General features: G+C 57.0%; 13 protein-coding genes. 7 read left to right on the plus strand and 6 right to left on the minus strand.

Annotated features, from left to right (window positions below; translation table 11 throughout):
• The first annotated feature begins 81 nt into the window (after positions 1-81).
• From OQ273_RS11465 to rsmA, 6 genes are all read left to right on the plus strand, one after another.
• Positions 82-1293: an LptF/LptG family permease gene (locus OQ273_RS11465; protein WP_267990639.1), complete on the plus strand. Its 1212-nt coding sequence runs from the start codon at positions 82-84 to the stop codon at positions 1291-1293.
• Positions 1290-2378, plus strand: a complete 1089-nt coding sequence (lptG, locus tag OQ273_RS11470) for an LPS export ABC transporter permease LptG (RefSeq protein ID WP_267990640.1) — start codon at positions 1290-1292, stop codon at positions 2376-2378. The genes OQ273_RS11465 and lptG overlap by 4 nt, the downstream gene beginning before the upstream one ends.
• A gap of 32 nt (positions 2379-2410) precedes the next feature.
• Positions 2411-4711, plus strand: a complete 2301-nt coding sequence (locus OQ273_RS11475; protein ID WP_267990641.1) for an LPS-assembly protein LptD — start codon at positions 2411-2413, stop codon at positions 4709-4711.
• Positions 4712-4910: 199 nt separating this feature from the next.
• A complete protein-coding gene (locus OQ273_RS11480) occupies positions 4911-5810 on the plus strand; it encodes a SurA N-terminal domain-containing protein (RefSeq protein WP_425493414.1) in 900 nt (299 codons plus the stop codon).
• A gap of 18 nt (positions 5811-5828) precedes the next feature.
• Complete coding sequence (pdxA, locus tag OQ273_RS11485; protein WP_267990643.1) at positions 5829-6869, plus strand: 4-hydroxythreonine-4-phosphate dehydrogenase PdxA; 1041 nt, start codon at positions 5829-5831, stop codon at positions 6867-6869.
• Entirely contained in the window at positions 6866-7702 is an 837-nt protein-coding gene (rsmA, locus tag OQ273_RS11490) for a 16S rRNA (adenine(1518)-N(6)/adenine(1519)-N(6))-dimethyltransferase RsmA (RefSeq protein WP_267990644.1), read from the plus strand. Before pdxA ends, rsmA begins: the two co-directional genes overlap by 4 nt.
• Positions 7703-7706: 4 nt before the next feature.
• Here the strand turns inward: rsmA and OQ273_RS11495 are convergent, their stop codons facing one another.
• Positions 7707-8843 carry an ROK family transcriptional regulator gene (locus OQ273_RS11495; RefSeq protein WP_267990645.1) on the minus strand — a complete coding sequence of 379 codons (1137 nt, stop codon included), beginning with the start codon at positions 8841-8843 and terminating at the stop codon, positions 7707-7709.
• Positions 8844-9158: 315 nt separating this feature from the next.
• Between OQ273_RS11495 and OQ273_RS11500 the strand changes: the two genes are divergently transcribed.
• Positions 9159-9935: a glycerophosphodiester phosphodiesterase family protein gene (locus OQ273_RS11500; protein WP_267990646.1), complete on the plus strand. Its 777-nt coding sequence runs from the start codon at positions 9159-9161 to the stop codon at positions 9933-9935.
• Between the two features lie 27 nt (positions 9936-9962).
• Here the strand turns inward: OQ273_RS11500 and gmk are convergent, their stop codons facing one another.
• The 5 genes from gmk to OQ273_RS11525 form a co-directional block, all read right to left on the minus strand.
• The gene (gmk, locus tag OQ273_RS11505) at positions 9963-10574 is read right to left on the minus strand and encodes a guanylate kinase (RefSeq protein WP_267993083.1); all 612 of its coding nucleotides are present in this window, start codon (positions 10572-10574) and stop codon (positions 9963-9965) included.
• Positions 10575-10623: 49 nt separating this feature from the next.
• A complete protein-coding gene (locus OQ273_RS11510) occupies positions 10624-11511 on the minus strand; it encodes a YicC/YloC family endoribonuclease (RefSeq protein WP_267990647.1) in 888 nt (295 codons plus the stop codon).
• A gap of 49 nt (positions 11512-11560) precedes the next feature.
• On the minus strand, positions 11561-12718 hold the full coding sequence (mltG, locus tag OQ273_RS11515; RefSeq protein ID WP_267990648.1) for an endolytic transglycosylase MltG: 1158 nt from the start codon (positions 12716-12718) through the stop codon (positions 11561-11563).
• 90 nt (positions 12719-12808) lie between these two features.
• On the minus strand, positions 12809-14071 hold the full coding sequence (fabF, locus tag OQ273_RS11520) for a beta-ketoacyl-ACP synthase II (RefSeq protein WP_267990649.1): 1263 nt from the start codon (positions 14069-14071) through the stop codon (positions 12809-12811).
• Between the two features lie 191 nt (positions 14072-14262).
• Complete coding sequence (locus tag OQ273_RS11525; RefSeq protein ID WP_267990650.1) at positions 14263-14499, minus strand: acyl carrier protein; 237 nt, start codon at positions 14497-14499, stop codon at positions 14263-14265.
• Positions 14500-14715 lie beyond the last annotated feature (216 nt).

Here is a 14715-nt window from a genome sequence, read left to right on the forward strand (position 1 = left end):
TATTAGGTATAAACTGAATACAAAGAGATTCCGGTCGCAACACATGCAACCGGAGCGCTGGTTTGCCGGATCCCGTACCGAATGAAGTTATTGGAACGCTACATATTCCACCGTGTCTTCGTGCTTTCGGTCGGCACCCTGCTAACCACGGCGACGATAGCAATGACCACGCAGGTGCTGCTGCGCGTCAACCTGCTTAGCTCGACCGGCCAATCCCTTCTGACTTTTCTTGAGTTAGCCGGTCTTGTCATGCCGTCAATGTTCGTGATCGTGATGCCGTTCGCTCTGATGATCGGCGCCTCACAGACACTGAGCACAATGAATACCGATTCGGAGCTTGCAGTCATCGAGGCATCCGGCGGTTCACGGGCGCTGATCGCAAGGCCTATCCTGATCATCGCCGCGCTCATGTCCTTCGCCAGCCTCCTGGAGAGCAATTATGTGGAGCCCTGGGCCAACCGCCAGATCAGGGCTCTCATTGATCGCGCATCAGCCGACCTGTTTTCGGCGGCGGTGCAATCGGGCACCTTCCACAAGATTGAAAACAATCTCTATGTGAGCGTGGCGGAGAAGCTGCCGGGCGGCCGGCTTGGCGGGATCTTTCTTTCCGACCAGCGCGACGAAGACAGTGATCTGCTTTATTACGCCAAATACGGAACGTTCACCGAAACTGCAGGCAGGGACATTCTGGTTCTTTCCGACGGCGAGCTGCATCGCAAGGAAGTCAGCAGCGGAAACGTGTCGGTTATCCGCTATGCCACCTATGCGCTGGATCTGAGTCTGATCGGCGGGCAGGCCGGCGGTGGCGGCGGCTTAAAACCGAAGGAGCAGCCGACAAGCTATCTTTTTAATCCCGACCTTGAAGACCCCTATTACCAGCACGCACCCCAAGAATTCCGCATGCGTATCCACAAACGCCTGTCGGAATGGCTGTATCCGCTCGTTTTCGGGTTCATTACGGTTTATTTCCTCGGAAAGGCCCATTCCAACCGGCACGAACAGGTCTGGAGCGTGCTGACTGCGGCCACCATAGCTTTCCTCATGAGAGGCTTCAGCTTCTATGCCATCGACGAATCGGCAACGAGCCGTTTGTTTGGCATCTTGTGCTTCGCGGTTCCCCTTGGCGGGATAGCAATATTCTCTTTGCTGATGATCACGAACTGGACATTCAGGGCGCCGCGATATCTGGTTGACCAGTCATCACGGCTTTTGTCGGGTGATGAGCCCTTCCTGCGGGTCTTGCGACAATGGATCAGCGATCTGCCCGGCACGAGACGGAAGGGCGCGCAATGATAGGCATTACGCTCTGGCGCTACCTGTTTCGCCGCTATGTGGTGATGACGTTTTGGTTCATCCTCGGTGTCCTCGCAATCATCTACATGGTTGATTTCACTGAATTCTCCAGCCGGGCGTCGCGACTTCCCGGTTATACGATCGGGCTCGGCGCTTTCCTGTCGCTCTTGCGCCTGCCGAATATCATGCAGGAGACTGTGCCGTTCATCATCCTGTTTTCGTCCATGTCGGTCCTGCTTGTTCTCAACCGCAAATATGAACTCGTGGTTGCCCGATCGGCCGGGATCTCCGCCTGGCAGTTCCTGATGCCGCTTTGCGCTGCGAGTTTTCTCATGGGCGTCGTGATGGCCACGATGGTCAACCCGTTCTCGTCCTATGCCCTTTCAAAGGTGCAGGAACTGGAGCTTGGACTTGGAATCAAGCGCGGGACGGTCGGCACGATAGAGCGCCCTCCCTGGTTACGGCAAAGGACAGAAGAAGGCATCACAATTATCGGCGCCGACAAGGTCGCCCGAAGAGGCCTGCTGCTTGGCGGCGCGACATTTGTGCGTTTCGATAACGACGGATCGATCACCGAGCGGCTGGATGCCGAACAGGCGTCCCTGGAGCCCGGACGGTGGATTTTAAGCGATGTCACCCGGTTCGGCGACGATGGATTGCCCGCAGATGTCGACGAAATCGTCATAAAGACAAATCTGCGGCCGGAATTTGTCGAAGAATCACTGGCATCTCCACAATCGATTTCGTTCTTCGAGTTGCCGCGCAAAATTGAAGTGGCCCGCTCATTCGGGCTCGGCGCCAACGCATTTGCGATGCAGTACCAATCACTTCTTGCCTTACCGCTGCTTCTGGTTGCGATGACCCTTATCGCAGCAACCGTGTCTTTAAAGTTTATCCGTTTTGGACAGTCCGGAACGGTTATTTTGGCTGGCATCTTGGCCGGCTTTCTGCTTTATGTCGTGACTGTGTTGGCGAAATCGTTTGGAACCGCCGGTGCTGTGCCTCCATTCGTGGCTGCATGGCTTCCTGCGATTGTCGCGTCTGCGATGGGGGTTACCGTGCTTCTCCACAAGGAGGATGGCTAGTGGGGTCTGGGGCGATCTGCGAAAGGAATCGTTTGCGTATCGCAGGTCTGATTGCGGCCTTGGCTGCCTGTACGGCAGTGCTTGCACTGACGCCGGTGGCATCGGCGCAGACAACGAATGTGCCAGGAATTGACCTGCAAACTTCGCCCGATGCGCAGCTTCTCCTGACAGCCAACGAACTGACCTTCAACCAGGACAACCAGACCGTCGTGGCCCGTGGCGCGGTGCAGGTTGAATATGACGGCTACCAGATGGTTGCCCGCCGGCTTGAATATCACCAGGCAACGGGCCGCCTAAAGGCATTCGGCGATATTGAGATGGTGGAGCCGGACGGCAATGTCATCTACGCCCAGGAATTGGACGTCACGGATGATTTTGCAGACGGGTTTGTCAATGCGCTGCGTATTGAACGTCCCGACAACACACGTATTGTCGCCGACAGCGCTCAACGTTTCGACGGAGAACGCACCACGCTGAATAACGGCGTCTACACGGCTTGCGAAATCTGCGAGGAAGACCCGTCAAAGCCACCGCTCTGGCAGATCAAGGCCCGGCGCGTTACCCAAGACGGCACAACGAAGACAATAAGGCTCGAGGGCGCGCAATTCGAGCTGTTCGGACGACCGATTGCCTATCTGCCCTTTCTGGTGGTGCCGGATCACTCCGTCAAACGCAAAAGCGGCTTCCTGCTCCCATCGGTCAGCTATTCAAAAGAGCTCGGCGCCAAAGTCGGCGTGCCCTACTATTTTGCACTGAACCCTCACTACGACCTGACCGTCACGGTTTCCGGCTATACGCGCCAGGGTTTTCTCGGAGAGGCTGAATTCCGCCAACGTTTTCATTCCGGACAACATGTCCTGAAAATCGCCGGAATACACCAACTCTCACCCGATGCGTTCGATGCCGGCACCGTTGATGCGGGCGTTGAGAACCGGGGCATGATTGCATCGCGCGCGGAGTTTCAGATCAACCCGCGCTGGACATTCGGCTGGGATGTCATGGTGCAGAGCGACAACAGTTTCTCCAACACCTATGGCATTGGCGGCTACAACGCCGTCACGCAGGCGTCTGAGGTTTATCTGACGGGTTTGTCGGGGCGGAATTTCTTCGATCTGCGCGGTTTCTATTTCGATATTCAATCGATCAACCCGTCCAGCACGGACGAAGAAGAACAGCCCATTGTCCACCCTTCGCTGGACTATTCGCGCACATTTGACAGGCCCGTTGCCGGCGGCGAGCTTAACCTGAACGTCAATCTGCTGAGCCTGACGCGAGACGAGGCTGAGGCGGATACTGTCAATGGCAGGTTCCCCGGTGTCGAGGGCACCAGCAACCGCCTGACAACCGAATTGGAGTGGCAGCGTACATTCGTAACGGATGCGGGTCTGGTTCTGACCCCCCTCGCCGCAGCACGCGGCGACGTCTACTATCTCGATGTCGATGCACCGGTGGGATATACCGGCCCGTTTACAACGCAGACAACACCGGCGCGCGGCCTGCTGACGGCCGGGCTCGAGGCGCGCTACCCGATCCAGATCACCGCGCCCACAGCGTCACATATCATCGAGCCCATTGCGCAGATATTTGCGCGCAATGACGAACAGCTTGCCGGCGGACTTCCGAACGAGGATGCCCAAAGCTTCGTATTCGATACCAGCACGCTTTTCCAGCGCGATAAGTTCTCCGGCTATGACCGAGTCGAAGGTGGAACAAGGGCCAATTTTGGCGTGCGCTACACCGGCACCTTTTACAATGGCGTATCGCTGCGGGGTGTTTTCGGTCAGTCCTATCAGGTTGCCGGACTCAATTCATTCGCCACACCCGATCTGGTGAATGTCGGCACCTTCTCCGGCCTTGAAACCAAGCGTTCGGATTATGTCGGCAGCATCGGCGTCGATCTTCCGCGGGGTTTTTCCATGACGGCGGAAGGACGGTTTGATGAAGAAACCCTCGATCTGCAGCGATCCGATGTAGGTATTTCCTACACAGGTCGTTATCTGAGCACGAACTTCGCCCACACCTCCGTGCAACCTCAGCCCGGATATGGCTCGACAACAAAACGAAGCGAGCTGAAAGGTGGCGCGTCCATCAAATTCGCGGAGTACTGGAAAGCTTTCGGGTCAGTTGCCTACAATATCGAGACACGAACGATGACGGACAATACAGTCGGCTTCGGCTACCATGACGAGTGTATTGCGATCACATTCTCCTACTCGCAGCAGCGTGATATCAATCAGGCCGTCGACTGGACAGTCGGCGCGAGAATTAGCCTGCGCACATTGGGCGACATCAATCTCGGCTCGAACACGATCAGTGATTTCCGCAATAACTAACAATTGAATACAATATCTTGCCACCGGGCATACAAGAGCCGTATGTGAAGAAACGGGCCTTTATTTTGCCAAATTATGGGTGGGATTTACCGCAGTATTGAGTTTTGCGAGAATATCACTTCAGGGGGAGCGAGGAACTGGAAACATGATGAGCGGTCCTGCAACGAAACATATCGCGGTAGCAGCAAAAATTGCAGCCATGATGATGCTGGCTATTGTCACGATTTCAACACATGTTGCGCCGGCAATGGCGAACCGGGTTGCGATCGTCGTCAACGGCAGCGCCATCACATCCGGAGATGTCAACCGTCGGGTGAAGCTCCTGCAATTGCAGCGGGAACGCGGAAACCTGAAGAAGAAGGCGCAAGAGCAGCTCATCGAGGAAGCCATAAAGATGTCAGAGGTGCGGCGGCTGCGCGCCAGCGCATCCGATGCCCAGGTCAACCAGTCCTTTGCGCGCTTTGCTTCTGCAAACAAGCTGTCCACCAAACAAATGTCACAGATGCTGAGCCAGGCCGGTGTGGGCGCCAATCATTTCAAGGAGTTCATCCGGGTGCAGATGTCATGGCCGCGCGTCGTGAACGCACGCTTCAGTTCGGGCGGCAGGATGAGCACAGAAGATCTTGTATCCAAAATGCTCGAGCGCGGCGGTGAAAAGCCGACGACAACAGAATATATCCTGCAGCAGGTCATCTTTGTTGTGCCTCAGTCAAAACGAAAGGCGATTCTCGGCAAACGGAAACGGGAAGCCGAGGCGATGCGTGGACGATTTGTCGACTGCAACAGCACCCGCCAGTTTGCAAAGGGGCTGAAGGATGTTTCCGTCAGGGATCTGGGGCGCATCATGCAGCCGGCATTGCCAGGTGAATGGAAGGCGCTGGTGGAAAAGACCCAGGAAGGCAAAACGACAAAGACCCGGGTGACGGATCGCGGCGTGGAGTTTATCGCCGTATGCACGAGCAGGCAGGTGTCTGACGATCTGGCGGCAGAAATGGTGTTTCGCTCCGAACAGGCCTCTGAAGACCCCGGTCAGAACCAGAACAGCCAGAAATACCTGAAGGAACTGCGGGAACGCGCACGCATCCAGTACAACAATTGAGCCGATAGGCGCGACGTGATGCCGGGCTCGGGAAGCAAACCAAAACCGATCGCCCTTACCATGGGTGACCCGGCCGGAATTGGCCCGGATATCACATTGGCAATGTGGAAGCAGCGCAACGACAGGCAGCTTCCGCCGCTTTTTGCGGTATCCTGCCCTGCCCTACTTGACGAACGCGCCTCAGCCCTTGGGATCGATGTCAATATAAGCAAAATCCGGGCTCCTCACGAAGCGCTCGCATGCGGCGATCACTTGCCCGTCATGACGCTTGAGAACCCCGTCGGGGCGATAGCGGGGGCTCCCGATCCGGCAAACTCTCCGGCAGTTATTGAGTCGATTGAACGCGCCGTTGCACTCACTGCAGGTGAAGAGGCTGCTGCCGTTGTCACCTGCCCTATTGCCAAGGAACAGCTTTATTCGGCAGGCTTCGCGTTTGCCGGTCACACCGAGTTTCTGGCTGAATTGGCGGAGCGTCATTTCGGGTCCTGCCGGCGTCCGGTGATGATGCTGGCTGGCCCGCGCTTGAGAGCCGTTCCGGTGACCATCCATATTCCGCTGCGTGATGTACCGGATGTTCTTTCCGAAGAGGCGATTGTCGAAACGGTTACAATTGTCGTGGACGATCTGCGCACTCGGTTCGGCATCGACCGACCACGGATCGCAGTGGCTGGCCTCAATCCGCATGCCGGCGAAAAAGGCGCGCTCGGTCAAGAAGATGCCGATATTGTCGCCCCGGCAGTAAGCCGGCTGAAATCCGGCGGCGTGAACGCTGTCGGGCCCCTACCGGCCGATACCATGTTCCACGAGGCCGCTCGCAGCCAATATGACGCGGCCATCTGCATGTATCATGACCAGGCCCTTATTCCGGCAAAGGCGCTGGACTTCGATCAAACAGTCAACACGACCCTTGGTCTTCCCTTTGTGCGCACATCGCCCGATCACGGGACAGCTTTCGACATTGCAGGTACCGGCAAGGCGCGTGCCGATAGCCTGATAGCAGCCATTGAGATGGCTGCAATGATGATAGCGTCCCCCCGACTGAAAGCCGACCCGGAATGACCGCGATCGATGGGCTGCCGCCACTGCGCGACGTCATCAAACGCTTCGGCCTGGATGCACGCAAAAGCCTAGGTCAGAATTTCCTTCTTGACCTCAATCTGACCCAGAAGATTGCAAGAGCCGCCGGAGACCTGGAGGGCGCAACCATTCTGGAGGTCGGCCCAGGCCCAGGCGGCCTTACGCGCGCGCTGCTGGCAAACGGGGTCAGGAAAGTCATTGTCATAGAACGGGACCAGCGCTGTATTCCCGCCCTGAAGGAAATAGAAGAGCACTATCACGACCGTCTCGATATCGTTGAAGCGGATGCGTTGGAGACGGATTTCGCGGCGCTCGCGGGAAAGGAGACGGTCAAGGTCGTCTCCAACCTTCCCTATAATATCGGAACGCCCCTGCTCGTCGGCTGGCTTCTGTCAGAGCCCTGGCCACCCTATTTCGCCTCGCTCACACTGATGTTTCAGAAGGAAGTCGCACAGCGCATTGTCGCCGCGCCCGGTTCAGGAGCGTATGGCCGCCTCAGTGTTCTTTCAGGCTGGCGAGCGGAGGCAAAGCTAGTGTTTGACGTTCCGCGTCAGGCGTTTACACCCCCACCGAAAGTAACTTCATCCGTTGTGCATCTTACGCCGCGGGCCGCGCCTTTTGAGTGTTCGGCAACCGCGCTTTCGATGCTCACACAGGCGGCCTTCGGCCAACGGCGCAAAATGCTTCGCCAGAGCCTGAAGAGCCTAGGCGGAGAGGCATTGCTGGAAGCGGCTGGAATCGACGCGCGGCGGCGTGCGGAAACCTTGAGCGTCGAGGAGTTCTGCCGGATCGCAACTCTCATGCGCAAGACCTGACGCTCTAGCCGCACCGCGGCCGGAAGACGGTGTGTTGAAGGGGCAGCATGGTCGCTCCCAATATCGCGGCATCGCCGTCGATGCGGCTCAGGAGAAGTTTGGGAAACGGTTTTGGGCCGCAATGAGTATCCTTCTGGGCCGGTTCACAGGCATTGATGAGCATCTGACGAAGTTGCCGTGGGGCCTCGCCGCCAAAGAATACCGCATTCGGATCCAGGATCGCGGTGAATGCCCGTATGCAAAGGTTAAGGCTCGGCATCACCTCCTCAATCCAATCAGGAACGCCTGGCCATTCAGGGTCAAACTCATCGAGCAACTGGCGATAGGTAATCTTCATGCCCCTGTCCGTCAGCCTCTTGTGGAGTTCGATGAGAGCCGGTCGATGAACCAAATTGTCGGGTGTGAAGATGGTTCCGATTTCACCGGCATTGCCATGCCCGCCATAGAGGGGTTTTTCATCCCATATCAGGCCGCATCCAAACCCGCTGGTGAATGACAGATAGGCAAAACATCTGAACTCCTCACCGCCACCGCAATACAATTCCGCAAGGGCAGCGCAGGTCGCATTGTTTTCAAAGAAGAACGATGGAGCGAAGCGGTTCCCAAACAACTCGCCGAGCGGGATAAGAGACCAATTGCCGATGTCTTTCGGTGTAACAAAACTGTTGGATTCCAGGGTACGGAAACCCTGAATTGAAGCTCCTACGCCGATAATATCACGCCCCGACAGCGGCCCTTTGCGTTGCAGAGCGGACAGGACATCTGTGATTTCACCAAGTACGGCTTCCCGGTCGTCCGGCGGCGCATCCAGCGCTCCGGCGCACAGTTCGGAGCCGGCCAGATCAGCCGCACAATAGGTTATTCCGGCAACGCTTATGGATATTCCTATCGTCGCGGTCGTATCGGTATCAAGCACAATCTGGGGACTCGGCTTTCCCCTGCCCCTTATGATCGCCTTTTGTGGCCTCAAGAGCCGTAGCGTAATCAACCCGTCAACAATCCGGTGGATGGATTGCTGCGCCAGATCTGTGAAGTCAGCGATTGCGGCACGAGAAATCGAACCGTGCCGACGCACAATGTTCATAATCTCGCATTCGCTGTCCGAGAGCCGGTAACGACCCTGCCCGGCGGTCCCACCCAATTTCCGATTCCTTTCATGCGCGCCGGGATGCAACCCGGGCTTCACATTCCGCATACAATCTGATCAGCGCGCCGATGCGGCAAGCAGCTAAACATCAGGGACAAAACCCAGGGTATAATAATATTTGGCCACAACCTGAATTCAATACGGCCTGGACAGAAACTGCGGTTCATCCGCACAAACATTCTTCGTGTTCCCATCACAATCTATGGGTAATACCTGTCGTATCACCTTGGCTTCCCGGTGTCGCTCGATCATTGTGGGGCCGGGTTGAAGTGAATTCGAATCGTCATAGGCCGATTGCAGGAAGCAAATATGCCGTCAGACCGTCCAATTGTAGATCAGCCCGTTCTCGCCCACAGGGGAGCATCGGCCTTTGCGCCAGAAAACACCTTGCGCGCTGTGGAACTGGCGGCCGAGATGGGAGCCAAATGGATCGAGACGGATGTGCAAATAACTGCAGACGGCGGATTGGTGATCATTCATGACCTGGAGCTTGACAGAACAACGAGCGGTAACGGGTTTGTCGGGCTCACGCCAACCGATCACATCCGCTCACTGGATGCGGGAAGCTGGTTTGACCCTTCCTTTTGCAATTGCCGTGTTCCGACGCTGGAGGAGTTCCTTGCTTGCATTCTCGACAATGACTTAAGCCTGCAGCTCGAACTCAAGGACCTTCCGGGCCGGGAATATGAACTTGCCGACGCGGTATGCGCTTTGCTGCGGGAGTACTGGCCGTTCGGCGAGAACGGCCTTTTTATCTCAGGGTTCTCTCCGCGTTGCCTCATGCGGGCAAAGCAGAACCTGCCGGATGTGCCGGGGGCGATTGCACTTGTTTGCGTACCGGACGATCCGGACGGCTATGCCCGGGATGTGGGCGCGAGTATCATTCATGTTCAGGACTGTTTTGTCGATGATGCGGCTCTTGAGCGCATTCGCAGATCCAGTGTCGAATTCGCGGTCGCAACCGTCAATGATCCGGATCGGGCAAATTATCTGATCGATTCGGGCGTTCAGTCGGTTCTTACGGATGATCCGATGGTGCTGCAACGGGGCAATATGGACACCACGACCCAGGCGGTGGCGCGTTGAGCTGCGATTTCACTCAACTGGGTGGCGTTACGGCAGCTTTTCGTCCAGCAGTCCGGAAACGAAATCAAAAAGACCGGGACGTCGGTCACGCCGCAATCGTTCCGCAAGAACGATGGAGCGGACCGCCGAATAAGCCCGGTCGAGGTCGTCATTGATGACGACGTAATCGTAGTCGCGCCAGTGTTCCATCTCTGCCCTGGAGTTTTCGAGGCGCATTTCGATGACCTCTTGGCTGTCTTCGGCGCGCCGGTGGAGGCGCGATTTCAGCTCCGCCAGTGACGGCGGAAGGATGAAGACGGAGACAACGTCGGCAGCCATCTTTTCCTGCAGTTGAACGGCGCCCTGCCAATCGATGTCGAACAACATGTCACGGCCGTCGGCCATGTTTTTTTCCACTGCTTCGCGCGGCGTTCCATAGAAGTTGCCGTGCACTTCCGCCCATTCCAGAAGCGCATCGGTATCCCGCAGCCGCTCGAATTCCACGTCCGAGAGGAAGCGGTAATGCACGCCATCTATCTCGCTGCCGCGACGCTTACGCGTTGTCACGCTGACGGACAGGCTCAGTTCCTTGTCGTTTTCCAGAAGGCTCCGCGCGATGGTGGATTTTCCGGCGCCTGATGGCGATGAAAGCACCAGCATCAAACCGCGACGTTTAATGACCGTTGACGACTTGTCGTCTGACACTCGATTACTCCAGGTTCTGAATCTGCTCTCGAAACTGATCGATAAGCACTTTGAGCTCAAGTCCGATCGCCGTCACTGACGAGGCGTTCGACTTGGAACAGATAGTATTTGATTCCCGGTTGAATTCCTGTGCCAAAAAATCGAGACGCCGGCCGACTGCCCCGCCTTCTCCCATAAGCGCGCGGCTTGCCTCCACATGAGCAAGGATACGGTCGATCTCTTCGCGGATATCCGCTTTGGCCGCGAGGATTGCAGCCTCCATGTGCAAACGGTCTTCATCAAGTTCCGTTGCGGACTCAAGAACAGCCTGCACCTGTGACTTCAGGCGTTGACGGATAGCTTCCGGTTCGAGGGAAGGATCCGCCTCAACCTGACGCGCGAGGGTTTCGAAGCGATCAATCTGACCGGCGATGATTTTACCGATCCGCTCGCCCTCTGCCTGACGCATCGTGTGCAGAGCGGCAATGGTTGAATCAAGACTGCTCAATATCGCAACCTGTTCGGCCTTTGCCGCATTTTCATCCGGAACCGGCTCGTGAAACTCAAGGACGCCACGGATATTCAGCAGACCGTCGATCCTGGGTGGTTGCCCATCCGTGCGCTCGCGCAGTTCATCCGCCAGCGCGAGGATGGCATCGAGCACGTCGCTGTTCACCCTTGCATCGACACGGCGCTCCTCACGCGTGACGGTCAGTGTGATCTGGATATTGCCCCTGGTAAAAACCGAAGACAGCTTGTCCCTTACGGCCTGTTCCAGCCGCTCGAAGCCGGTCGGCACCCGTATGCGCGCATCAAGGCCACGACCATTGACGCTGCGCATTTCCCAGGTCCAGCGCAGAGCTTCGTATGTCCCTTCCTGATGGGCATAGCCCGTCATTGACTGTAGTGCCACGCCAACCCCCCGTGCGTTATCAAACGCACTTTCCGGCAGCCTCAAAGTATTACTCGGCCGCCTCTTCCTTCTGCTTGGCGCGCTCAGCCTCGATCTGGCGCCAGCGCCGGACATTGCGGTTATGTTGCTCCAGCGTTTCCGCGAACACATGACCGCCGGTTCCGTCCGCCACGAAATAGACATTGTTCGTGCGCGATGGCTTTGCAACCGCCTCCAGGGCCGCCCGCCCGGGATTTGCAATCGGCGTGGGCGGCAGTCCGTTGATAACATAGGTGTTATACGGGGTCGGCTTCTCGATATCCGACTTGTATATCGGCCTGTCGGACGGCTTACCCTTTCCACCGAATATACCATAGATGATGGTTGGATCGCTCTGCAGGCGCATGCCGCGCTCAAGACGGTTCATGAAAACGGACGCGACAAGGGTCCGCTCGTCAGCGCGGCCCGTTTCCTTTTCGACAATGGATGCCAGCGTGACAAATTCTTCCTTTGTCTCAATCGGCAAGTCGTTATCGCGAGACGTCCAAATCTGGTTGACCAGCGCATCCTGTGAGGCGCGCATCTGCTCGACGATTTCTGCACGGGTGGTGCCACGCGTGAATTTGTATGTCTCCGGCCTCAGAGATCCTTCAGGCGGCATTTCCTGCGGCAGATCGCCGGTCAGTTCCGGACTGCGGGCAAGGCGCTCGAAGATCTGCTCGACGGTCAGGCCCTCGGCAATGGTTACGGAGTGCAAAATCGATTTGCCGGAGCGCAGCAGCTCCATAATATCCCGCATGGATGAACCGGCCTTGATCTCATATTCGCCGGCCTTGAGCGTATCGTTCGGCATATAGGCGCTGACGCCAAACCTGAAGATCGTTGCGCTGTCGATGGCCTCGCGGCGCTGGAGCCTGTTGGCAATTCCGCTTACGCCCATGCCTTCAGGCACCATGACATAGATGTTGCGGGTCAGCGGCCCCTCGCCGTCAAACTTGATCTTGCCGAAGTAAACGGCACCGGCCGCCGCCAGCGTCAAAATCACCACGAACGACATGATGAAGTTAAGAAAAACAACAAACTGGCTGCGCGCACGCTCAGATCGTTTCGGTGGCTGAGGCGCCTCTTCAGGTTTCAGCGCCTGTCTCGCCGATTGCGGTATGATTGGACCGTTGGATCTCGGCCGGCCCGCGCCACCCTGATCACCAGAAATATTACCGTCGCTCACAACCTACCCCAATTCGCGTATCCAGCCGCCATTCGCCACTATGGGCATGAATATGGCAACAGATGGCTGCCCGGTTCACATCCGTGCATTTTATCCGTCGAACTTTCTGAGCACCAGTGAAGCATTGGTGCCGCCGAAACCGAAGGAATTCGACAATGCAACATTAATCTCACGCTCACGCGCCACTTTCGGCACGAGATCGATCGCGGTCTCAACCGAAGGATTATCGAGATTAAGTGTCGGTGGTGCGATATTATCCCGGATGGCGAGCGTGCAGAATATCGCCTCCACAGCTCCCGCCGCACCCAACAGATGACCGATTGCCGATTTCGTCGAGGACATCGATATGCCCGAGGCCGCATCGCCAACCAGCCGCTCAACCGCCGCCAGCTCGATCGTATCGGCCATGGTCGATGTGCCATGCGCATTGATATAGTCGATATCGGACGCAGAGACCCCTGCCCGTTTCATGGCGGACTGCATGCAGCGATAGGCGCCGTCTCCATCTTCGGAAGGCGCTGTGATGTGAAATGCATCGCCAGACAATCCGTAGCCGATGATTTCCGCGTAGATTTTGGCACCGCGCGCCTTGGCGTGTTCCAACTCCTCCAGAACGACCACGCCGGCTCCCTCTCCCATGACAAACCCGTCCCGCGCTTCGTCATAGGGGCGCGAAGCGCTCTTCGGATCGTCGTTATAGCCTGTCGAGAGCGCCTTGCAGGCGGCAAATCCGGCCATGGCGATACGGCAGATCGGCGATTCGGTTCCGCCAGCAACCATCACATCGGCATCGCCCAGCCCGATCAGCCGGCTGGCGTCTCCGATTGCATGCGCACCGGTCGAACAAGCCGTGACCACGGAATGGTTGGGCCCGCGCAAATTGTGGCGGATCGACACCTGACCGGCGGCGAGATTGATGAGCCTGCCCGGTATGAAAAACGGAGAAATACGGCGCGGTCCCCTGTCCTGCAGGGTGTAGCCGGCGTCGACGATGCCCTGCAGTCCGCCGATACCCGACCCGATCATCACACCTGTCGCGATCTGGTCTTCATCGCTCTCAGGCTTCCATCCGGCATCCTCGAGCGCGTGGTCCGCAGCGGCCATGGCGTAGGTGATGTAGGGGTCGACCTTACGCTGCTCTTTCGGCTCCATGTGGACGTCGGCATCGAAGGTACCATCACTGCCATCGCCAACCGGAATGCGGCAGGCGATTTTTGCAGCAAGATCCTCAATTTCGAACTCTTTGATCCGATCGGCCGCATTACCACCGGCCACAAGCCTCTCCCAGGTTACCTCGGCACCATTGCCGAGAGGAGAAACCATTCCGATTCCCGTGATTACTACACGCCTCATGCCGTTCCTGTCCTAATAACAGCGCCCGGTTCCTACCGCCTGTCGCAACCATTCACGGCGGACGATCACAGCACCGGTTTCACACAACCAAACAGCCCGGAAAACTCCCGGGCTGGCGCATTTCGTCTGTGTGATCGAAGGTCCACATGCCAATCTGGCTGCGCGGGAGCTGGGCAGCCCCGAAATTCAACTCAGGCCTGAGCTTTCTCGATGTACTTTACTGCATCCCCGACAGTGAGGATGGTATCTGCGGCATCATCGGGGATCTCGACACCAAATTCTTCCTCGAACGCCATGACAAGCTCAACCGTGTCGAGAGAATCGGCACCAAGATCATCAATGAAGCTTGCGCCGTCCGATACTTTCTCAGCGTCGACGCCAAGATGCTCGACAACAATATTCTTAACGCGTTCTGCGATATCGCTCATGTCGTTATCCTCGACCCTTATCCTTTTGCAATGCCTTGGATAGCGGCATGCAGTCACTCAATCAAGTTCAAGCGCTTTATAATTGGGCGCTTTTGACCCGTCAAAAAGCGAGCCCTGTGGATTTCCCGGTTTACCGGAGTCTGCGGTCCTTGCCGGTCGGCTCCAGACTGCATTGGTTGCGGGCCTTAACACGGTTTATCCCAGCCGCAAAGCCTG

Source organism: Hoeflea prorocentri (genome assembly GCF_027944115.1).
Classification (GTDB): Bacteria; Pseudomonadota; Alphaproteobacteria; order Rhizobiales; family Rhizobiaceae; genus Hoeflea_A; species Hoeflea_A prorocentri.

Bases quoted from the DNA above. Each gene is read 5' to 3' on its own strand.
- OQ273_RS11465 (WP_267990639.1), top strand. From the start codon at position 82: ATGAAGTTATTGGAACGCTACATATTCCACCGTGTCTTCGTGCTTTCG.
- lptG (WP_267990640.1), top strand. From the start codon at position 1,290: ATGATAGGCATTACGCTCTGGCGCTACCTGTTTCGCCGCTATGTGGTG.
- OQ273_RS11480 (WP_425493414.1), top strand. From the start codon at position 4,911: ATGATGATGCTGGCTATTGTCACGATTTCAACACATGTTGCGCCGGCA.
- pdxA (WP_267990643.1), top strand. From the start codon at position 5,829: ATGCCGGGCTCGGGAAGCAAACCAAAACCGATCGCCCTTACCATGGGT.
- rsmA (WP_267990644.1), top strand. From the start codon at position 6,866: ATGACCGCGATCGATGGGCTGCCGCCACTGCGCGACGTCATCAAACGC.
- OQ273_RS11500 (WP_267990646.1), top strand. From the start codon at position 9,159: ATGCCGTCAGACCGTCCAATTGTAGATCAGCCCGTTCTCGCCCACAGG.
- gmk (WP_267993083.1), bottom strand. From the start codon at position 10,574: ATGCTGGTGCTTTCATCGCCATCAGGCGCCGGAAAATCCACCATCGCG.
- fabF (WP_267990649.1), bottom strand. From the start codon at position 14,071: ATGAGGCGTGTAGTAATCACGGGAATCGGAATGGTTTCTCCTCTCGGC.
- OQ273_RS11525 (WP_267990650.1), bottom strand. From the start codon at position 14,499: ATGAGCGATATCGCAGAACGCGTTAAGAATATTGTTGTCGAGCATCTT.